Consider the following 21,688-nt stretch of genomic DNA (forward strand, 5'->3'; position numbering starts at 1 on the left):
GGGGTGTTTGGTGCTTGCTCGAATCCAATCTGTTCCCTTTCGGTGTCTGAGTCATGGCCAAGCCTTCGTTTATCAATTTGTGGAAAGCCTATTCCGACCTGCTGGTTGCCCATCCTGACGCAAAACCCTGTGACGGTCCCTGGGCAAACCAATGCGCCATACGCATGAGCCTGACGCTCAATGCGGAGAAAACCATCAAGGTCAACAAATCCACCTACACCAAAGACCCCTTGTGCAAGCATGAACACGCCAGGGGCGCCGAATCATTGGCCAACTGGTTGTGGAAGCACCACCTGGGTGCTCCAACCAGACTCAGTAACAGCACCGAAAACCGACGCACGTTGATGGGCAAGACCGGCCTGATTTTCTTCAAGGACTGCTTCCAGCAATCAGGCGAGACTGCCGAAGGTCGTAGCGGCGACCATATCGATCTGTGGAACCGTGGCCTGACCCAAACCAGCGACCTTTTCTATCGATCCAAGGAGATCTGGTTCTGGGAGCTCACTTAATGAACAAGGCCCTGTTCGCCCTATGCCTGACGACTAGCCTGGTCAGCCTGAGTGCATGCGCCGAGCATGCGGGGACGCCGACGACCCAGGCCGTTTTCGTGGGCCAGCCACTCAGCCTGGTTGACGATCAGGGCCAATGCACGCTGGTCAAACCCGACCAGAGTCGCATGAAGCTGGACATGGAATGGCCGTGCGGCTTCAGCCTGGACAAACAGCAGAAACTGCGCGTGGAAATGTTCAACAACATCCCGATTTTTGCGGTCTGGCGCAGCGAACACATGCCCGCCCCCAGCCGCGATTGTCTGAGCAAAATGCAGGCTATCCGTCAGATGCCAGAAGGTTTCGAGGCGGGGACGGTCAGCCTGTATGCAGCTTGCGGCGCCGGCGGAGACCAGAAAATGTACGTGGCACCTTTTACGTGGTAACCGAAATCGCCACCCGCGATCGCCTCCAGCCCTCCCTATTGGACCGGTTGACCGACGACGATCCGACCAACCCCAAGGAAAGCGCCGACAAACGCGTGCTGTCCCTGACCCAATTGAAAGCCTCGGTGCTGCGTGACCTGGCGTGGCTGCTCAACACCACCTCATTGCTCGACGCCGATGCCACACTGCACACCCCGGCGGGCACCTCGGTGGTGAATTTCGGCCTGCCGGCGCTGGCCGGCAACAGCGCGTCGAACGTCGATGTCTCGGCCCTGGAAACCTTGATCCACCAGGCCATTGCCACCTTCGAACCGCGCATCCTGCGCCACACCCTGCGAGTGCGGGCCCGGGCGACCGCCGAGATGAACCACAACGCCTTGAGTTTCGAGATCGAGGGCGACCTCTGGGCCCAGCCGGTGCCCCTGCGCCTGATGCTGCAGACCGACCTGGACCTGGAAACCGGCCATGTGCGCGTGGTCAACGCCGACCAGCGGAGACGATCATGAACCCGCGCCTGCTGGAGCTGTACAACCAGGAACTGCACCACGTGCGCGAAAGCGCGGCGGAGTTCGCCAAGGAATACCCGAAGATCGCCAGTCGGCTGACGTTGTCCGGCATGGACTGCGCCGACCCGTATGTCGAGCGCCTGCTGGAAGGTTTCGCCTACCTGACGGCGCGGGTGCAGCTCAAGCTCGACGCCGAGTACCCGACCTTCACCCACAACCTGCTGGAAATCGCCTACCCCCATTACCTGGCGCCAACGCCGTCGATGACCGTGGTGCAGATGCAGGCAGACCCGGACGAAGGCTCGCTGAGCAGTGGTTTCCCGCTGCCCCGCGATACCGTCCTGCGCGCCGCCCTGGGTCGCGAAACCCAGACCTGCTGCGAGTACCGCACCGCCCACGCGGTGACGTTGTGGCCGTTGCAGGTCAGCCAGGCTGAATACTTCGGCAACCCGTCCGTGGTGCTCGGGCGCCTGGCCGCCAGCGAGCCCAAGGCCAAGGCCGGGCTGCGCATCACCCTGCGCACCGGTGCCGAACTGCCGTTCAACAGCCTGGCCCTGGACAACCTGCCGCTGTACTTGAGCGGCGCCGACGAACAGCCCTTCCGCCTCTACGAACAACTGCTGGGCAACGCCTGCGCGGTGTTCGCCCGCAAGCCCGGCGGCGACTGGGTGGAGCGGCTGCCCCAGGATGCGTTGCGCTCGCGCGGTTTCGACGATGCCGACGCCGCGCTGCCGGTGGTGTCCCGGGCCTTCCAGGGCTATCGCCTGTTGCAGGAATACTTCGCCCTGCCCCACCGCTTCCTGTTTGTCGACTTCACCCAGTTGAGCCGCGCGGTCAAACGCTGCGACGGCCAGGAACTGGAGTTGATCGTGCTGTTCGACCGTCACGATCCAAGCCTGGAAGGCAGCGTCGGCGCTTCGCAGTTCCTGCCGTTCTGCACCCCGGCCATCAACCTGTTCCCCAAGCGCCTGGATCGCATTCACTTGTCGGAACGGGTCAACGAACACCACGTGATCGCCGACCGCACCCGGCCGATGGATTTCGAAGTGCATTCGCTCAGCGGCCTCACCGGTCACGGCACCGGGCCGGAGCAGCCGTTCTTGCCGTTCTACGCCGTGCGCGATCCGTCCCGCTATGGCCGCGACCAGGCCTACTACACCGTGCGCCGCGAACCGCGCGTGCTGTCCAGCGACCAACGGCGCAACGGCCCGCGCTCGACCTACATCGGCAGCGAAACCTTCGTCAGCCTGGTGGACAGCCAGCAAGCGCCCTACCGCCACGACCTGCGTCAACTGGGCGTGACGGCATTGTGCACCAACCGCGACCTGCCGCTGTTCATGGGCGTGGGCAACGGCAAGACCGACTTCACCCTGGCCGACAGTGCGCCGGTTGGCGCCGTGCGTTGCGTGGCAGGTCCCAGTCGCCCACGGGCCAGCCATGCCCACGATGCCAAGGCCTGGCGGCTGATCAGCCAGTTGTCGCTGAACTACTTGTCGTTGAGCGAACAAGGCCAAGGCGCCGCCGCCCTGCGCGAACTGCTGCGCCTGTACGGCGACAGCAACGACGCGGCGCTGCAATTGCAGATCGAAGGCCTGCGGGAAGTCAGCAGCAAGGCCTGCACCCGGCGCTTGCCGATGCCCGGCCCAATCGTGTTCGGCCGGGGCCTGGAGATCACCCTGGAATTCGATGAAAACGCGTTTCGCGGCACCGGGGTGTTCCTGCTCGGTGCGGTGTTCGAACGCTTCCTGGCACGCTACGTGTCGATCAACAGTTTTACCGAGACGGTGATCCGTACCACCGAACGCGGCGAGATCATGCGATGGAAAGCCAAGCCCGGACGTCGTCCGACCCTGTGAGTACCCTGGAGGCGATGCACCAGGAGCCCTGGGAATACGACTTCTTCCAGGCGTTGCGGCGCATCGAGTGCGAATCCCCCGAGCTGCCGCGCCTGGGCCATTCCCTGCGCCTGGCCGATGACCCGTTGCGCCTCGGGCAACAGGCCGACTGCACCTTCGCCCCGGCCACCCTCGCCTCGGTGCAACCGGGCGGCGACGGTACGCCGGCGCGCCTGGAGCAATTCTTCTTCGGCCTCGGCGGCCCCAACGGCCCGATGCCGCTGCACATCACCGAATACGTGCGCGAACGCCAGCGCAACAACGCCGACGGCACCAGCAAGCGCTTCCTCGACGTGTTTCACCATCGCCTGCTCAGCCTGTTCTACCGGGCCTGGGCCGAAGCGCGGCCGACTGTCAGCCATGACCGCCCGGACGATGACTACTGGTCGGCGCGCCTGGCGGCCCTCAGCGGCCGGGGCATGCCGAGCCTGCTCAACCAGGGGCTGATCCCCGACACGGCGAAGCTGCACTACAGCGGCCACCTGTCGGCGCAAACCCGTTACCCGGACGGCTTGAAGGCGATTCTCAGCGAGTACTTCGGCCTGCCGGTGGAGATCGAAGAATACGTCGGCCAATGGCTGGAACTGCCCGAACGCAGCCGCGTCGGTGTCAACGCCCGACTGGGCGTGGACTTCTGCCTCGGCCGCTTCGTGTGGGATCGCCAGCACAAATTCCGCATTCGCCTGGGGCCACTCAAGCTCGTCGACTACATGGGCATGCTGCCCGGCAGCCAGCCGTTCAATGAGTTGGTGGCCTGGGTCGCCGAATACCTGGGTCATGAGTTGGACTGGGACCTGAACCTGGTCCTGGAACAGCCCGAAGTCCCGGCGCTGCAACTCAACGGTCGTTTCCGCCTGGGGTTCAATACCTGGCTGGGTCGCCCCGAAACAGATGCCAACGATCTAATACTGGCCCGGCATTACGCCGAACAGGCCAACACCTCACAGACCTCAAGGAGCCATGAGCATGGGTGAAATCAGTCGCGCCGCGTTGTTCGGCAAACTCAACAGCGTGGCCTACAAAGCCATCGAAGCCGCCACCGTGTTCTGCAAGTTGCGCGGTAACCCTTATGTGGAACTGGCCCACTGGTTTCACCAGTTGCTGCAACTGCAGGACTCGGACCTGCATCGCATCATCCGCCAGTTCAACATCGAGCCGGCGCGCCTGGCCCGCGACCTCACCGAAGCCCTCGACCGCCTGCCACGGGGGTCGACGTCGATCACCGACCTGTCGTCCCACGTCGAAGAAGCCGTGGAACGCGGCTGGGTCTACGGCAGCCTGATGTTCGGCGAAAGCCAAGTGCGCACCGGTTACCTGGTGCTGGGCATCCTCAAGACGCCGAGCCTGCGCCACGCCCTGCTGGGGCTGTCGTCGGAGTTCGACAAGGTCAAGGTCGAAGCCCTGAGCGAGCGGTTTGACGAATACGTCGGCGACTCGCCGGAAAACGCCCTGACCGCCAGCGACGGCTTCAATGCCGGTGCAGTGCCGGGCGAAGCCAGCGGCGCCATGGCCCCCAGCGCCATGGGCAAGCAGGAAGCCCTCAAGCGCTTCACCGTCGACCTCACCGAGCAGGCCCGCAGCGGCAAGCTCGACCCGATCGTCGGCCGTGACGAAGAGATCCGCCAACTGGTGGACATCCTCATGCGCCGCCGACAGAACAACCCGATCCTCACCGGTGAAGCCGGCGTGGGCAAGACCGCCGTGGTCGAAGGCTTTGCCCTGCGCATCGTCGCCGGCGACGTGCCGCCGGCCCTCAAGGACGTGGAACTGCGCAGCCTCGACGTAGGCCTGTTGCAGGCCGGCGCGAGCATGAAAGGCGAATTCGAACAGCGCCTGCGCCAGGTCATCGAAGACGTCCAGGCCTCGCCCAAGCCGATCATCCTGTTCATCGACGAAGCCCACACCCTGGTGGGTGCCGGTGGCGCCGCCGGCACGGGCGACGCGGCCAACCTGCTCAAGCCGGCCCTGGCCCGCGGCACCTTGCGCACCGTGGCGGCCACGACCTGGGCCGAGTACAAGAAACACATCGAAAAAGACCCGGCCCTGACCCGCCGTTTCCAAGTGGTGCAAGTGGCCGAGCCGTCGGAAGACAAAGCCCTGCTGATGATGCGCGGCGTGGCCTCGACCATGGAACAGCACCACCAGGTGCAGATCCTCGACGAAGCCCTGGAAGCCTCGGTCAAGCTGTCCCACCGCTACATTCCCGCGCGCCAGCTGCCGGACAAATCCGTGAGCCTGCTGGACACCGCCTGCGCCCGCGTCGCCATCAGCCTGCACGCCGTGCCGGCCGAAGTGGACGACAGCCGTCGGCGCATCGAAGCGCTGGAAACCGAGCTGCAAATCATCGCCCGTGAGCACGCCATCGGCGTGGTCATCGGCACTCGCCAGACCCAGACCGAAAGCCTGCTGAGCGCCGAACGCGAGCGCCTGGCCGAGCTGGAAAGCCGCTGGGCCGAAGAGAAAACCCTGGTGGACGAACTGCTCGCCACCCGCGCCACCCTGCGCGAGCGCGTCGGCGTGGTGGACAGCGAGGACGGCAGCGAAGCCAGCCACGCCCTGCGCGAGAAACTGGTGGACCTGCAACAGCGCTTGACCGTCCTGCAAGGCGAAACCCCGCTGATCCTGCCCACCGTGGATTACCAGGCCGTGGCCTCGGTGGTCGCCGACTGGACCGGTATCCCGGTGGGCCGCATGGCCCGCAACGAACTGGAAACCGTGCTCAACCTCGACCAGCACCTGAAAAAACGCATCATCGGCCAGGACCATGCCTTGCAGATGATCGCCAAGCGCATCCAGACCTCCCGCGCCGGCCTCGACAACCCGAGCAAGCCGATTGGCGTGTTCATGCTCGCCGGCACCTCCGGCGTGGGCAAGACCGAAACCGCCCTGGCCCTGGCCGAAGCCATGTACGGCGGCGAGCAGAACGTCATCACCATCAACATGAGCGAGTTCCAGGAAGCCCACACCGTGTCCACCCTCAAGGGTGCGCCACCGGGCTACATCGGCTACGGCGAAGGCGGCGTGCTGACCGAAGCCGTGCGGCGCAAACCGTACAGCGTGGTGCTGCTGGACGAGGTGGAAAAAGCCCACCCGGACGTGCATGAAATCTTCTTCCAGGTGTTCGACAAAGGCGTAATGGAGGACGGCGAAGGCCGGGTGATCGACTTCAAGAACACCTTGATCCTGCTGACCACCAACGCCGGCACCGAACTGATCGCCGACGTCTGCAAAGACCCGCAGAACGTGCCCGAGCCGGAAGAAATCGCCAAGGCCCTGCGCCAGCCGCTGCTGGAGATTTTCCCGCCGGCCCTGCTCGGCCGCCTGGTGACGATCCCGTACTATCCGCTCAGCGACGAGATGCTCAAGGCCATCACCCGCCTGCAACTCAACCGCATCAAGAAGCGCGTGGAGAGCACCCACAAAGTGGCCTTCGACTACGACGACGCGGTGATCGATTTGATCGTCTCGCGTTGCACCGAAACCGAAAGCGGCGGGCGTATGATCGACACCATCCTGACCAACAGCCTGCTGCCGGACATGAGCCGCGAGTTCCTGACCCGCATGCTCGAAGGCAAGGCCTTGGCCGGCGTGCGGATCAGCGCGGTGGACAACGAATTGCAGTACGATTTCAGCGACGCGGCCTGACCTGACAGGAACACGTCTATCTCCTGTGGGAGCGAGCCTGCTCGCGAATGCTATCTGTCAGTGACATCCATGTTGCCTGACACAGCGCTTTCGCGAGCAGGCTCGCTCCCACAGTGGGAATTCGGTTCCGTCAGTTACTACAACTTGCACGAGACACTCGATGTTATTCAACCAAGCCTCACGCCTGGCCAAGATCACCAGCCCCCTGGGACCTGAGGTACTGCTGCTCAAGGACATGAGCGGCGGCGAAGAACTGGGGCGGCTGTTCAACTACGAGCTGCAGCTGCACTCGCTGGACAACGCCATCGACCTCAATCAGGTGCTCGGCAAGCCCATGTGCGTGAGCCTGCAGCTCGATGGCGGTGGCGAGCGTTATTTCCATGGCATCGTCGCCCGTTTCAGCCAGAACGTCGACCAGGGCCAGTTCGCCAGCTACCACGCCACCCTGCGCCCGTGGTTTTGGCTGCTGACCCGCACCTCCGATTGCCGGATTTTCCAGAACCTGACCATCCCGCAGATCATCAAGCAGGTGTTCCGCGACCTGGGCTTTTCCGATTTCGAAGACGCCTTGAGCCAGACGTATCGCGAGTGGGAATACTGCGTGCAGTATCGCGAGACCAGTTTCGATTTCGTCAGCCGGCTGATGGAGCAGGAAGGCATCTACTACTTCTTCCGCCATGAGCAGGGTCGTCATGTGCTGGTGCTGGCCGACGCCTATGGTGCCCACACCAAGGCGCCCGGCTACGGCTCGGTGCCCTACTACCCCAAGAACGAGCAGCAGCGCGAGCGGGATCACATCCACGACTGGCACCTGGCCCAGGAAGTCCAGCCCGGCTCGCTGGAACTCAACGACTACGATTTTCAACGCCCCAGCGCACGCATCGACGTACGCTCGGCCATGCCCCGCCCGCACACGGCCGGCGACTATCCCCTCTACGACTACCCTGGCACCTACGTGCAGAGCCAGGACGGCGAACACTATGCCCGCACCCGCATCGAAGCCTTGCAGACCCAGCACGAACAGGTCGAGTTGGCCGGTAACGCTCGGGGCCTGGGCTCGGGCCATCTGTTCAGCCTCACCGGCTTCACCCGCCAGGACCAGAACCGCGAATACCTGATCGTCGGCGCCCGCTACTACATTTCCCAGGAAAGCGGCGAAACCGGCGGTGGCGCGCCTTCGGCGCAGTTCGAAAGCAGCCTGACCTGTATCGACGCCCAGCAAAGCTATCGGCCACTGCCCATCACCCATCGCCCTATCGTCAAAGGCCCGCAGACTGCGTTAGTGGTGGGTCCTAAGGGCGAGGAAATCTGGACTGATCAGTTCGGCCGGGTGAAGGTGCATTTCTACTGGGACCGTCACGACCAATCCAACGAAAACAGCTCGTGCTGGATTCGCGTGTCGCAGGCATGGGCCGGGAAAAACTGGGGCTCGATGCAGATCCCGCGAATTGGCCAGGAAGTGATCGTCAGTTTCCTCGAAGGCGACCCGGATCGGCCGATCATCACCGGTCGCGTCTACAACGCCGAACAGACCGTGCCCTATGACTTGCCCGCCAATGCCACCCAGAGCGGCATGAAAAGCCGTTCGAGCAAGGGCGGCACGCCAGCGAATTTCAACGAAATCCGCATGGAAGACAAGAAAGGCGCCGAGCAACTGTACATCCACGCCGAGCGTAACCAGGACATCGTGGTCGAGGTGGATGAAAGCCATTCGGTGGGCCATGACCGCAACAAGAGCATCGGCCACAACGAGACGGTGACCATCGGCAACAACCGCCTGCGCATCGTCAAGCAGGAGGACATCCTCTCCGTCGGCCAGCGCAAGACCGACAGCATCAGCCAGAGCTACGTGATTGAAGTGGGCGAAAACCTGCGCTTGGTATGCGGCGAAAGCATCCTGGAGCTCAACGCCAGCGGCCAGATCAACCTGACCGGCGTACAGATCAGCTTCTACGCCAGCGGCGATGCCGAGTTCAACACCGGCGGCGTGCTGCACCTGAACAACGGCGGCGGCCCCGGAGCCACGCCGGACGGCCAGGGCGTCAAGGGCAGCATCGATGCCAACATCCAAGCCGCGTTCCCTGCACCCAAGGGTTAACCTCGAGATTTTCGCGCCATGACTTACCGCCTCAATGAATTCCAGTTCCAGCTGCCGCCCAGCGAATTGCTGGATGCGACAATCAACATCCTCAAGTTCCCCGAACTGGGCACGTCCTTGATCGTCAGCCGCAGCTTGCTGGCCGAGGGCGAGACCCTGCAAAGCAACCTCGACGACCAGCTCAAGCGCTTGGAAAAACAGGTCCAGGACCTGCGCTGCCAACCGGGCGCCACCGTGCGCGTAGGCACCAACCAGGAAGTCGAAGCCATCGAACTGCGCAGCCAGTTCAACAAGGGCAATGAAAAGGTCTTCCAGTTCCAGCTGGCCCTGGTACTGCCCGGCACCCGCAAAATGCTTGCCCTGAGCTACGTGAAAGCCGAGAAACTGGGCGATGCCGAAGCGGCGCATTGGGCAACGATCAAGGGTTCGCTGCTGTTCGACGCTCTGGCTTGATGAGCACCTTGCATGTCTGACGCACTCTGGGCCGCTCGGCTAGGCGACGCGCTGAACCACACCTCGATGATGGCCGATATCCTTGGCGGCGTCCTGGAAGTGGCCGCGAACATTGCGATCACCGCGGTGGCGACGGCTGCCGTGGTCGCGGCCACGGGCATTACCGTTGCCACTGGCGGCTTGGGTTGCTTCCTGCTCGGCGCGGTGGTGGGCGCCGTGGTCGGCCTCGCCATGAGCAAGACCGGGGCCGACAAGGGGCTAAGCGACCTATGCGAGGGCATCGGCAACGCCCTCTTCCCGCCCACGGTGCAGGCCAACATCCTCACCGGCTCCACCAACACCTTGACCAACAACATCCCTGCCGCCCGCGCCGCCGGGGCGATCGAGTCCCATGTCGCGCCGGCCGGCACCGAACTTGAAGCACCCGAAGCCGAACCCAGCTACCTGGACATGGCCGAGAATTTCTTCTCGCAGATGTGGCGTCCCACCGTCGCCGTGCCCGCGCCCGGTGCCGTGCCCAAGCCGTTGGACATGATCACCTGCATGAAACACCCGCCGATGCCGCCGCAGTTCCTGGCCGAAGGCTCGGACAAAGTCACCATCAACGGTCAGCCCGCCGTGCGCAGTGGTGACCGCAGCACCTGCGATGCGACCGTGGTATCAGCCGGGCTGATTTCACCTGACGTGACCATCGGTGGCGGTTCGGTGGTGGTGCGCGAGATCCGCAGCGGCAAGACCCCGGGCGTCGGGCTGGCGGTCACGGCGCTGCTGATGCTCAAGGGCGGCAAGGGTAAATTCCTCAGTAACCTGCCCTGCATGTTGATCGGCGGTGCGGCGTCGATGGCGGTCAGTAGCGCGATGGGCGCCGCGGCCAACGCCGCGATGGGCTCGTCGAACCCCGTGCACGCCGCCACCGGGGCCAAAGTGTTGGGCGATGTCGAGGAGATGGACTTCGTCCTGCCCGGCATCTTGCCGATCGACTGGCAACGCTTCTACAACAGCCGCGACGAACGCCGCGACGGATTGTTCGGTGCCGGTTGGAGCGTGCCCTACGAGGTGCGCGTCGAAATCCTGCCCCATCCAGACGGCGGCGAAACCCTGGTCTATAGCGACGAACAGGGCCGACGCATCGACATGGGCTCGATCCCCCTGGGCGGTGCCGTGTTCAGTGCCGGTGAAGGCCTCAGCGTGCGCCGGCATGCCAACGGCGAGTTGCTGATAGAGAGCGCGGACGGGCTGTACCGCTTGTTCGAACCCACGCCAGCCAACGCAGCGCTGCTGCGCCTGAACCAACTGGGTGACCGCAACGACAACCGTATCCACCTGGAATACGACGATAACGGACGCCTGGCGCAACTGCGTGACACCTTCGACCTGACCCGCATCGCACTGGCGTATGACGAGCGCTGGCCACAACGGGTCAGCCGGATCGACCGCCTCTATGCCGATCGACGCCGGGAAGTGCTGATGCACTATGGCTACGACGGCCAGGGCGATCTGGCGCAGGTCCGTCAGTCCAACGACCAGGTAAAACGTCGCTACGCCTACGACGCCGGGCGGCGAATGGTGGAACACCAACTGCCTACCGGGCTTCGCTGTTTCTATGAATGGGCGTTGGTTGAAAACCTGGAATGGCGCGTGGTTCGCCACTGGACCGACGCGGGCGACGCCTACACCTTCGAGTACGACCTGGCCGCCGGGACTACGCGCATCACCGACGGTTTGCAGCGCATCAGCACCCGTCGCTGGGATACCCGATATCAGATTACCGAAAGCACCGACGCGCTGGGTCGCACCTGGACCTTCCAGTGGAACGACGAAAGCCAGTTGCTGGGAGCGACCGATCCCAACGGCGGACAACATCAGTTCAGCTATGACGAAGCGGGCAACCTCTGCGAAACCCGCGACCCGCTGGGGCGCAGCGAGTCAACCCTGTGGCTCGAACACTGGGCCCTGCCCCTGGCTGAAACCGATGCCGCGGGAAATACCTGGCAATACCGCTATGACGCGCGGGGCAACCGCATTCGCGAAACCGACCCGCTGGGCCACGTCACCCGCTATCGCCACGACGCCCACGGCCAAGTGGTGGAGGTCATCGACGCCACCGGCAAAAGCAAGCGCATGCGCTGGACGGCGCTTGGACAACTCAGCGAACACACCGATTGTTCCGGTTACACCACACGGTTGAGCTATTGCGAGCGAGGGCTGTTGCTCAGCAGCACCGACGCACTGGGAGAGCGGACGCTTTTCAGCTACGACGACCAGGGTCGACTGCTGAGCAAGCAACTGCCGGACGGGCGCACCGAGCACTATCAGCGTGACGCAAGCGGACAGTTGATCAGCTATAGCGATCCGGCCGGGCATACGACAACTTTCCAACACACCCTAAGCGGTCAACTGCGGGTGCGCACCGACGCCCATGGCCGCCGGGTGGAGCTGAGCTACGACAACTACGGGCGCCTGCTGGCCCTGACCAACGAAAACGGTGAGCGCTACCGGTTTGCCTGGGACGCCGCCGACCGCTTGACCGCCCAACACAGCCTGGACGGCAGCCTCAAGCGCTACGCCTACGACCCGCTGGACAACGTCACCCGCGTGGAAGCGTTCGCGGTGCCTGGCAGCACCGACCTGGACCTCGCCCCCCAAGCCCCCATCATTCATGAGCTGGAACGCGATGCGATGGGGCGACTGGTGGCGAAAGTCACCGCAGACGGGCGCACCGAGTACCGCTATGACACGCTCGACCAGGTCAACGCGATCACCTTCACCAGCCAGACCGGTGAAGTACAAAGCCTGGGCTTGCGTTACGACGCCCTGGGGCAATTGATTACCGAGCAAGGCTGGGCGGGGAACCTCGAACATCGCTATGACGAACTGGGCAACCTGAACCAGACGCTGCTTCCCGACGGTCGTTGGCTGAACCGCCTGCACTACGGCAGCGGTCACCTGCACCAGATCAACCTCGATGGCCAGGTCATCAGCGATTTCGAGCGCGACCGCCTGCACCGCGAAGTGCTGCGCACCCAGGGGCGCCAGAGCACCCGCAGCGAATACGACCGCAGTGGCCGCCTGCGGGCCCGCCAGCGGCGGCAACAGGGTCAATCCACGCTGCTGCAGCCTGTGGCGCAATCGCTGTTTGGCTATGACGCCAGCGATCAACGGGTGGAGCGCTTCGACAGCCAGCCCGAAGCGTCCCATCGCCAGTTACTGCACTATGACGCCACCGGCCGCATCCTTGCCAGCCAGGACAACCTTCAAGGCCAGCGTGAAAGCTTCGCCTATGACCCGGCCGCCAACCTGCTGGACGGCCTGGGCACAGGCCAGGTCGCGCATAACCGCTTGTTGACCTACCAGGACAAGCGCTACCGCTATGACGGTTTCGGTCGCATGGTGGAAAAACGCAGCGCCCGACGTGGCGTCCAGCGTTTTCGCTACGATGCCGAACAACGCCTGGTGGAAGTGCGCAACGATAACGGCTCGGTCGTAAAAATGACCTATGACCCGTTGGGTCGACGCATCGAAAAAGCCGAGTACGACCGCAACGCCACGCTGCTCAGCCGCACCCGTTTCACCTGGGATGCGTTGCAACTTTTGCAGGAACACCGCGACAGCCAGACCAGCCTCTACATCTACGCCGACGACAGCCACGAACCCCTGGCGAGGGTCGACGGCCTGGGCGATCAGCAGAAGGTCCGCTACTACCACAACGACTTCAACGGCCTGCCCGAACAGCTCTCGGAAGCCGACGGCCACACACTCTGGCGAGCCCGTTACCAGGTGTGGGGCAACACCGCCGAAGAGCTGCGCGAACCGTACTACATCGAAGAGCAGAACCTGCGCTTCCAGGGCCAATACCTGGACCGCGAAACCGGGCTGCACTACAACACCCTGCGTTTCTACGACCCGGACATCGGCCGCTTCACCACACCGGACCCGATCGGCTTAGCCGGTGGGCTAAACCTCTACCAGTACGCGCCGAACCCGGTGAGTTGGATCGACCCCTTCGGGCTGATGAAATGCTCGACGCCGCCCAAGGGTCGCAAGGTCAACCGAACGGTGTATCGCTTTGAAGAGCCGGGGCGGATCAGCACGACTTGGACGGCGCACAAGTGGAACGTCGCCTCCAGGCACCGTTACACCGCCCCCGGTCTGGGCGGTGTCTATGGCGCCAACTCACGCAAGACAGCCATGGGCGAAGTCAATCACTGGGGCGTGGACCTGTCCACACGGGTGCTGGTCAGCAAGAAAGTGCAGCTCAACAACGTCCTGGACCTGACCCGGGCCGATGTGCGCAAACAATTGGGGGTCTCCCTCAAGAGCATTACCGGCGACAAATACACCCAGACCCATCAAATCGGCGCCTGGGCCAAGGCGAATGGTTATGATGGGATCCTGGCGCCGTCGGCGCGAAACCCGACCGGCAGCAACTTGATTTCGTTTGCAGGTTTTTAAAATGGGACTGGAAGACGAATACGTCGGCGATGCCGATTGGCAGCATTTCGTGCGGTTGTACGAAGAGGACTACCTCGACGACAACGCCCGCGCGCTGGCCAAGGTCATGGATAACCACCTCGACATGGCCGTGGTGCTCTACGGCAAAAGGGGGCTCAAGGAAGGCTTATGGTGGCTGGAACAGACCGTACCCGCCCTGGGTAACAAACGCCCGGCCGATTGCCTCAAGACCCCGAAACTGATCAAGCGCCTGAGAATGGCCCTGATGAGCATGCCCTAACCCACAAGGACAGATGCAATGGAAGGCATCCAACTGCTTGAACACACACTCCCCAGCCACCCTACCCGCCTGAGCAACGTGCATGTCTGACGCGCTCTGGGCCGCCCGCCTGGGCGATGCACTCAACCACACCTCGATGATGGCCGACATCCTGGGCGGTGTATTGGAGGTGGCGGCCAACATTGCGATCACTGCCCTGGCGACCGCCGCCGTGGTCGCGGCCACGGGCATCACCGTGGTCACCGGCGGCCTGGGCTGCTTCGTCCTGGGCCTGGTGGTGGGCACCATCGTTGGCCTGGCCATGAGCAAGACCGGGGCCGACAAAGGCCTGAGCAATTTATGCGAGGGCATCGGCAACGCCCTCTTTCCGCCCACGGTGCAGGCCAACATCCTCACCGGCTCCAAGGACACCTTCACCAACAACATCCCCTCGGCCCGCGCCGCCGGGGCGGTGGTTTCCCATGTGGCGCCGGCCGGCACCGAACTGGAAATGCCCGAGCCGGAAGAAGAACCCAGCTACCTGGACATGGCCGGCAATTTTTTCTCGCAGATGTGGCGCCCGACTGTCGCCTCGCCCGCCCCCGGCACGGAGACCCGACCGGAAGACCTGGTGATCTGCACCAAGCACCCGCCCATGCCACCGCAGTTCATGGCCGAAGGTTCGGAGAAGGTCACCATCAACGGCCAACCCGCCGTGCGCAGCGGCGACCGCAGCACCTGCGATGCGACGGTGGTGTCGGCCGGGCTGATTTCGCCCAACGTAACCATTGGCGGCGGCTCGGTGGTGGTGCGCGAGATCCGCAGCGGCAAGACCCCGGGCGTAGGCCTGGCGGTCACCGCACTGCTGATGCTCAAGGGTGGCAAGGGCAAGTTCTTCAGCAAACTGCCGTGCATGCTGGTGGGCGGCGCGGTGTCCATGGCTGCCAGCAGCGCGGCGAACGCGGCCGCCAATGCGGCCATGGGTTCGTCGAATCCGGTGCATGCCGCCACGGGTGCCAAGGTGCTGGGCGCTGACGAGGACCTGGATTTCGTCTTGCCCGGCATCCTGCCGATTGACTGGCAGCGCGTCTACAACAGCCGCGACGAACGCCGCGACAGTTTGTTCGGCGCCGGCTGGAGCGTCGCCTACGAAGTGCAGGTGGAAATCCTGCCTCATCCCGAGGGCGGCGAAACCCTGGTCTACACCGACGAACAGGGCCGGCCCATCGACATGGGCTCCATCCCGTTGGGCGGCGCGGTGTTCAGCGCCGGCGAAGGCCTGGCCGTGCGCCGCCATGTGAACGGGCAATTGCTGATCGAGAGCGAAGACGGCCTGTACCGTTTGTTCGAACCCTCGCCCGCCACCCCATCGCACCTGCGCCTGAGCCAACTGGGCGACCGCAACGACAACCGCATCCACCTCGACTACGACGACGCCGGACGCCTGGTGCGGCTGCGTGACACCCTCGACCTGGTGCAGGTCGAGCTGATCCGCGCAGGCGAACGCGTCACCCACATCGAGCGCCTCTACCCCGACCAAACGCGGGAGGTGCTGGTCAGCTACGCCTACGACGCGGCCAACACCCTCGCCGAAGTACGCGATGCCAGCGGCCAGGTGCAACGGCGCTTCCGCTACGACGTCGGGCAACGGATGGTCGAGCACCAGTTGCCCACCGGCCTGCACTGCTTCTACGAATGGGCCCTGATCGACGACCAGGAATGGCGCGTGGTCCGCCACTGGACCGACGAAGGCGACGCCTACCAGTTCGACTATGACCTTGAGGCCGGCATCACCCGCATCAGCGACAGTTTGCAGCGCGTCAGCATTCGGCAGTGGAACAGCCAGCACCAGATTACCCACTACACCGACAACCTCGGCCAGACCTGGCTGTTCGAATGGAACGATGAGCGCCAGTTGCTCAGCGCCACCGATCCACAAGGCGGCCAGTACTCATTCAGCTACGACGAAGCCGGCAACCTGCTCAGCGAAACCGACCCATTGGGTCGCAGCGAATCCACCCTCTGGCTCGAACACTGGGCCCTGCCGCGGGTGGACACCAACGCCGCCGGCCACAGCTGGAAATACCGTTACGATCAACGCGGCAACTGCACGGCAGAAACCGACCCGCTGGGCCACGTCACCCGCTACCGCTACGACGCCCACGGCCAGGTCGTGGAAATCATCGACGCCACCGGCAAAAGCAAAAAACTGCGCTGGAACCCGTTCGGCCAATTGGTGGAACACGTCGATTGCTCGGGTTACCCGACGCGCTTCAGCTACGACGCCCGCGGTTATTTGCAGACCATCACCGACGCCCTCGGCGAACGCACCCAATTCAGCTACGACGCTCAAGGGCGCTTGCTCGGCAGCCAGTTGCCGGACGGCCGCACCGAGCGTTACCAGCGCGACACCGCCGGCCAGCTCACCGGCTACACCGACCCGGCCGGGCACACCACGCTCTACCAACACAACCGCCGCGGCCAGATCCGCCAACGCACCGACGCCCAGGGCCGGCAGGTGCAGTTTGTCTACGACAGCTTCGGCCGGCTGCAAGCGCTGACCAACGAGAATGGTGAAAGCTACCGGTTTGCCTGGGATGCAGGGGATCGGTTGACCGAACAGCGCAACCTTGATGGCAGCGCCAAGGGCTACACATACGACGCCCTCAACAACGTAAAACGAGTCGAAACCGTCGCCGCGTCGCGAGGTGGTCATCAGCCCAGTGAAAAGCCCCTTGTTCATCAGTTAGAACGTGATGCCATTGGCCGGCTGACAACCCGAATCACACCGGATGGACAGTCCCGGTACAGCTATAGCCCGTTGAATCAGTTAATCGAAGCCACGGTCATCGATAACGACGGCAACGAACAACGACTGGGCTTTGCCTATGACGCGCTGGGTTATCTGATTGAGGAGCAGAGTTCAGCAGGCGTTCTGAAGCATCACTACGATGAACTCGGCAACCTGATCCAGACCCATCTACCCGATGGCCGGTGGGTCAACCGTCTGTACTACGGCAGTGGTCATCTGCACCAAATCAACCTCGACGGCCACGTCATCAGCGACTTCGAACGCGATCGGCTGCATCGAGAGGTGCTGCGCACCCAAGGCCAAATCAGCACACGGAGTGAGTACGACCGTAGCGGGCGCTTACGCAGCCGCCAACGTCGGCATACCCGCCAGCCAGCGCTGATGCCTGCCACCGATCAGACCCATTTCGAGTTTGATCCTGGCGACCACCTGGTGGGGCGCCTTGAGCGGCTGCCAACAGGTCAACAACGCCAATTGCTGCACTACGATGTGACGGGCCGGATCCTGGCAAGCCAGGGCACTCGGCAAAGCCAGAATGAAACATTTTCCTTCGATGCCGCCGCCAATCTCCTCGACAGCTCACTCGGTACAGATGGGCGGGTTACGCACAACCAACTCAAGCGCTATCAGGACAAGCACTATCGCTACGATGGCTTTGGCCGAATGATCGAAAAGCGCAGCAGCCGGCACGGCCTGCAGCGCTTCAGCTACGACTCGGATCATCGGCTGGTTGAAGTTCGAACGCTCAAATCCGACGGTGAAAGCATCGTCAGGATGCGCTACGACCCGTTGGGCCGAAGGATTGAGAAAACCGAACACGATGACGACGGTCGTCTCATCGCCTGCACGCGTTTCGACTGGGATGGCCTGCAACTACTCAAGGAACATAAAAATAGCCTGACCAGCCTGTACCTCTACATCGGCGACAGTCACGAACCCTTGGCCCGTGTCGACGGCATCGATGAACATCAACGCATCCGCTATTACCACAACGACCCCAATGGTTTGCCACAAGCCTTGACGGAAAGTGACGGCCATCCGCTATGGCACGCTCGCTACCAGGTATGGGGCAACACCACTGATGAAGTCCGTGAACCGTACTACATCGAAGAACAGAACCTGCGGTTTCAGGGGCAGTACCTGGACCGGGAAACGGGCCTGCACTACAACACCTTCCGCTTCTATGATCCCGACATAGGCCGCTTTACCACGCCCGACCCGTTGGGCCTGGCGGCAAGCCTGAATCTCTATCGCTACGCACCGAATCCATTTACCTGGATCGACCCGCTGGGGCTCAAAGAGAATGAGATTATCCGGTACATGGGCGAAAGCGAAACCGTCTCGTCCAAGGCTGCCAACGGAGGCAAAGGTGGCCTGGTTCCGAATATCCGAGGAGAGAAAGCAGTGTGGGTCAACCAGGACAGTAACCCTGGATTCAACCCAGGCAATGAGAAGTATCGGGTAGTGGCCACCGTCAATAACGAAGGTGTGAGCATGCTCAATAATCACAAGGACATCTCTACCGTTGACTATAAAGAGACGGGCCTGAAAGATGGCGTGCTGTCCAAGACGAATGAGCCCAAGGCCAGAGGCATCGGTTTCCGATTATTGGATAAATTCAATAAAACCATTACGTCATTTCGTGTCGAGAAAAAAGGCCCGAACGGAAAATGGAAGACCTGCGGATAACGCCAGATGGACATATTCGATCTTCTCTCCTACAAGCTTGAAAATTTCCTCAACGTCCGGCCGTATCCGAAGGCGTTGGGTGCTGTTTTTTACGAAGAAGACGAGCCTGCGCTGCTGACCGCTGTCGCCAGAAAACGCAATGGCGCGCCCTTCAGCATTAGCCGCTGGCATGATTTGTTTTCCGTCAGCGCTTTCGAAAAAGCCATGTTGAAGAACGGCTTCACGGAGCCCGACTGCTACGCCCTGCTGCTGGTCCTGTCGCGTTTTGGCTACCTGCTTGAAATCGACAACCGTCAACGAACCAACAAGCAGTACTTTATTTTCTTCTACCTGATCCAACTGATCAGCTTGAAGAACAGCGCCCTGGATGCGGACGCGCACCTGAGGAACTACATGCTCAGGTTTCTGCTTTTCGAATTGAGCATTGATGACGAGGCTTATCGCCGGTTCAGCATCGAAGGCGATCAACTGATGATGGCGACCGACGGGCTGGGGCCCGTGGCTTTTCTGGATGTGATTGATCGGGTCTACAAAACGATCAAGGCCGACAGCAGGAAAGAACATGAACTGCTCAGGACGTTGAAAACCTTTCAAACAAGCACCGTCAGATTACTCACCGAGCCCGACGAGACTCATTACCGCTTCGCGATCAATGATCGGCATAGCGAGCTTATGTACCCCGATGTATTTCTGCTCACGTACGCTCAGGACCCGAAAAAAATATTTGATGCGTTGATCGATGCGGTCAATCCGCTTCAATCAACGGCAAACCTGTTCGTCTCCAATATGGTTGTGATGAATTACGCCTTTCACATCCTGAAAGACAAACCTCGCGACGTTCTGAAATTGAAAAAACACGTCCGTGATGAAGCGTTGTTCGGCCAATTGCTGGAGGTGATCATCCGGCGTCGGATGGGGGTCGACAAAGCGCTGTTCGAAAAAATTCCCACGGGGCAGGATCTTGCCTTGATCAACGATGAACACACCTCGTTCTACAACATCTTGTACAGCCACGCAGGTTAAGCACAAATCCCCGTGGCGAGGGAGCTTGCTCCCGCTGGGCGGGCATGCTGAAAGAGCAAGTCCGTAGTGGTCACGATGCTTTCGATCTCGGAACTGTCCTTGGCTTCCAACAAGGCGCTCGGTCAGGCGCCCTCTCATGTCGTCAGTGTGAACACGACGGAATAACGTGTCGCTGTTTTTCGATTTTTGCGACACGTTACGCTCTCATGTCGCTGGCGACGACATGAGAATGGAACGTGTCGCCAAAATGGCTTTTTAGCGACAATGGAGGCGTCCTGAATGGCTTCAGCGCTCATCGAGCCTTTGACGAACTGATCGATGAACTCCTGGGGGATCGAGGGCAACTCCCTCGCTAATCGCAGCCCCCCGTGGCGAGGGAGCTTGCTCCCGCTGACTGTGGGAGCGGAGCTTGCTCGCGATGACGGCGGCACCTTCAACATCACCGGGTCAGACAAGACCGCTGCTCACTCCCACAGGGAAATGTCACCACCAAGACAAAACATCATCCCAGGCATCGCGCAACTGAGCCGCACCAATACGCCGCTGCCCCGGATCAAGCGCCAACGCCATTCGCAGCGCCGGCCAGCAACGCCTGGGCAGGTGGCGCGGTGCCTTGAGCCCGCGCTCCAACCGGGCATCGCGAGCCTGGGTGGCGGGTAACCGTCGGAACGGGTGCTTGCCGCTCGCCAGTTCATACAACACGCAAGCCACACCATAAACATCGGCACCCACTGACAGGGGCGCACCTTCAAGCAGTTCAGGCGCCGCGTAACCTGGCGTCCAGGCGTTGAGGCGCTCACGGTTCAGGTTCGGCAGGTGCTGCGAGGGTCCTCCCTCGGCCAGGCCCAAGCCAAAATCGAACAGACGCAGGCCCTCCTCGCTCAACATGACGTTGCTCGGCTTCATGTCGCCATGCAGTACGCCACGGCTATGGCAGCAGCCCCAAATGGCGGGCGCGTTCCTACAGAAAAACAGCTACGCCACCGAACGAGAGCAAGTTTCCTCGCCCCGAATCCTGAGCATTACGAAAGCTTGTTTATTCTCTCTCCGCAACACTGCCACCAAGCTACGCATCCTTGCGCCATTGCCTACAACTACGCCAGAATCCGCCCGCTTGTGCGCCTTGCCCATGGCTTCTATCGTTTCCCTGCCACTGCCCATCAGTGGTCGGGCTTGGCGGCCCGTTACACGAAAGGCGTAACAGCCCCTCAATATGAATGCGATGCCTCTGGCATTGGCACTCCTATGTTATGGCGGGTTGCGCAAGGATCCCTTCGGGGATGCCGGGTTCCTTTCGTTCCGGTCCGCCAACCTTGTGTAACCCGTCACCCCATCTGCTTGGCGGCAGACGGTGATGGTTCCTCTTACGAAAGGAGCTCCACCATGTTCAAACTCACACCAAATCCCCCCGAAGCAGATTGCACTTCTGCGTCCACTCAATCCAAAACAAAGAAACAAGACGAGGCAGAAAAACGCGCCTTGGATTACTACCTGCTACCGAAACCGGAAAAGTCCGAAGAGGCATCCAAACCAGGCCAGCTATTCACCGTGGCAAAAAACGCCGACAACGAATGCCTGCTCGCCAACCTCAGCGAAAACCTGGCATCCGCCGACGCGATGATCAGCAACCTGGCTTTCGACCTGGAAGGCCCCCGCCGCCACATCGCCCTCGGCATCCAGCAACTGATCGAACTGAGTTCATTGCTGGCGAACCGAGTACTCGATAACGTCGACCCACGCTAGTCGCTACAGTATCAATCCCGTGGCGAGGGAACTTGCTCCCTCGCCACGGATCACCTACACCTCTAAGCAGGCATGTAACCCGCTGCCGCCTTCGCGAGCAGGCTCCCTCCCACAGAGAATTGGTGGAGGGCGTCTGTTCGGTGGAACTCTGCTTTACTATTTTTTGGTGCGCTGCGAGT

Annotated in this window: 13 protein-coding genes and 1 pseudogene; 13 read left to right on the forward strand and 1 reads right to left on the reverse strand. The window is 62.1% G+C overall.

Features of this window, described 5'->3' with window-relative positions; translation table 11 throughout:
• Nucleotides 1-53 precede the first annotated feature (53 nt).
• The 12 genes from BLQ55_RS29810 (at nt 54) to BLQ55_RS29865 (ending at nt 19,766) form a co-directional block, all read left to right on the forward strand.
• Nucleotides 54-509, forward strand: coding sequence for a type VI secretion system amidase effector protein Tae4 (locus tag BLQ55_RS29810; RefSeq protein WP_092200509.1), 456 nt, complete (start codon nt 54-56; stop codon nt 507-509).
• Entirely contained in the window at nt 509-934 is a 426-nt protein-coding gene (locus BLQ55_RS29815) for a hypothetical protein (RefSeq protein ID WP_092259114.1), read from the forward strand. The genes BLQ55_RS29810 and BLQ55_RS29815 overlap by 1 nt, the downstream gene beginning before the upstream one ends.
• Complete coding sequence (tssE, locus tag BLQ55_RS29820; protein WP_058542707.1) at nt 928-1,440, forward strand: type VI secretion system baseplate subunit TssE; 513 nt, start codon at nt 928-930, stop codon at nt 1,438-1,440. Before BLQ55_RS29815 ends, tssE begins: the two co-directional genes overlap by 7 nt.
• Nucleotides 1,437-3,296, forward strand: a complete 1,860-nt coding sequence (gene tssF / locus BLQ55_RS29825) for a type VI secretion system baseplate subunit TssF (RefSeq protein WP_060740016.1) — start codon at nt 1,437-1,439, stop codon at nt 3,294-3,296. The genes tssE and tssF overlap by 4 nt, the downstream gene beginning before the upstream one ends.
• A complete protein-coding gene (gene tssG / locus BLQ55_RS29830; RefSeq protein WP_092200503.1) occupies nt 3,260-4,309 on the forward strand; it encodes a type VI secretion system baseplate subunit TssG in 1,050 nt (349 codons plus the stop codon). Before tssF ends, tssG begins: the two co-directional genes overlap by 37 nt.
• On the forward strand, nt 4,302-6,980 hold the full coding sequence (gene tssH, locus BLQ55_RS29835) for a type VI secretion system ATPase TssH (RefSeq protein WP_092259117.1): 2,679 nt from the start codon (nt 4,302-4,304) through the stop codon (nt 6,978-6,980). The genes tssG and tssH overlap by 8 nt, the downstream gene beginning before the upstream one ends.
• Nucleotides 6,981-7,140: 160 nt before the next feature.
• On the forward strand, nt 7,141-9,078 hold the full coding sequence (gene tssI / locus BLQ55_RS29840) for a type VI secretion system Vgr family protein (protein ID WP_092200497.1): 1,938 nt from the start codon (nt 7,141-7,143) through the stop codon (nt 9,076-9,078).
• Nucleotides 9,079-9,096: 18 nt separating this feature from the next.
• Complete coding sequence (locus BLQ55_RS29845) at nt 9,097-9,531, forward strand: DcrB-related protein (protein WP_092259120.1); 435 nt, start codon at nt 9,097-9,099, stop codon at nt 9,529-9,531.
• Nucleotides 9,532-9,543: 12 nt separating this feature from the next.
• Nucleotides 9,544-13,983, forward strand: a complete 4,440-nt coding sequence (locus BLQ55_RS29850) for an RHS repeat-associated core domain-containing protein (RefSeq protein WP_092259123.1) — start codon at nt 9,544-9,546, stop codon at nt 13,981-13,983.
• 1 nt (nt 13,984) lies between these two features.
• The gene (locus BLQ55_RS29855) at nt 13,985-14,263 is read left to right on the forward strand and encodes a hypothetical protein (RefSeq protein ID WP_092200491.1); all 279 of its coding nucleotides are present in this window, start codon (nt 13,985-13,987) and stop codon (nt 14,261-14,263) included.
• Nucleotides 14,264-14,345: 82 nt separating this feature from the next.
• Nucleotides 14,346-18,743, forward strand: coding sequence for an RHS repeat-associated core domain-containing protein (locus tag BLQ55_RS29860; protein ID WP_256326667.1), 4,398 nt, complete (start codon nt 14,346-14,348; stop codon nt 18,741-18,743).
• 6 nt (nt 18,744-18,749) lie between these two features.
• Nucleotides 18,750-19,766, forward strand: coding sequence for a hypothetical protein (locus tag BLQ55_RS29865; RefSeq protein WP_092259126.1), 1,017 nt, complete (start codon nt 18,750-18,752; stop codon nt 19,764-19,766).
• 483 nt (nt 19,767-20,249) lie between these two features.
• On the opposite strand, the pseudogene BLQ55_RS29875 reads toward BLQ55_RS29865, so the two are convergent.
• A pseudogene (locus tag BLQ55_RS29875) lies at nt 20,250-20,699 on the reverse strand (protein kinase); the annotation flags it as partial.
• A 450-nt stretch (nt 20,700-21,149) separates the two neighbouring features.
• Here BLQ55_RS29875 and BLQ55_RS29880 point away from each other — a divergent pair.
• Complete coding sequence (locus BLQ55_RS29880) at nt 21,150-21,509, forward strand: DUF6124 family protein (RefSeq protein ID WP_092259132.1); 360 nt, start codon at nt 21,150-21,152, stop codon at nt 21,507-21,509.
• Nucleotides 21,510-21,688: the final 179 nt, after the last annotated feature.

This window comes from Pseudomonas sp. NFACC13-1 (assembly GCF_900104425.1).
Lineage (GTDB): Bacteria > Pseudomonadota > Gammaproteobacteria > Pseudomonadales > Pseudomonadaceae > Aquipseudomonas > Aquipseudomonas fluorescens_AA.

Coding starts and splice junctions, on each gene's coding strand:
- BLQ55_RS29810 (WP_092200509.1), top strand. CDS start 54: ATGGCCAAGCCTTCGTTTATCAATTTGTGGAAAGCCTATTCCGACCTG.
- tssH (WP_092259117.1), top strand. CDS start 4,302: ATGGGTGAAATCAGTCGCGCCGCGTTGTTCGGCAAACTCAACAGCGTG.
- BLQ55_RS29845 (WP_092259120.1), top strand. CDS start 9,097: ATGACTTACCGCCTCAATGAATTCCAGTTCCAGCTGCCGCCCAGCGAA.
- tssF (WP_060740016.1), top strand. CDS start 1,437: ATGAACCCGCGCCTGCTGGAGCTGTACAACCAGGAACTGCACCACGTG.
- BLQ55_RS29880 (WP_092259132.1), top strand. CDS start 21,150: ATGTTCAAACTCACACCAAATCCCCCCGAAGCAGATTGCACTTCTGCG.
- tssI (WP_092200497.1), top strand. CDS start 7,141: ATGTTATTCAACCAAGCCTCACGCCTGGCCAAGATCACCAGCCCCCTG.
- tssG (WP_092200503.1), top strand. CDS start 3,260: ATGGAAAGCCAAGCCCGGACGTCGTCCGACCCTGTGAGTACCCTGGAG.
- BLQ55_RS29860 (WP_256326667.1), top strand. CDS start 14,346: ATGTCTGACGCGCTCTGGGCCGCCCGCCTGGGCGATGCACTCAACCAC.
- BLQ55_RS29850 (WP_092259123.1), top strand. CDS start 9,544: ATGTCTGACGCACTCTGGGCCGCTCGGCTAGGCGACGCGCTGAACCAC.
- BLQ55_RS29815 (WP_092259114.1), top strand. CDS start 509: ATGAACAAGGCCCTGTTCGCCCTATGCCTGACGACTAGCCTGGTCAGC.
- BLQ55_RS29855 (WP_092200491.1), top strand. CDS start 13,985: ATGGGACTGGAAGACGAATACGTCGGCGATGCCGATTGGCAGCATTTC.
- BLQ55_RS29865 (WP_092259126.1), top strand. CDS start 18,750: ATGGACATATTCGATCTTCTCTCCTACAAGCTTGAAAATTTCCTCAAC.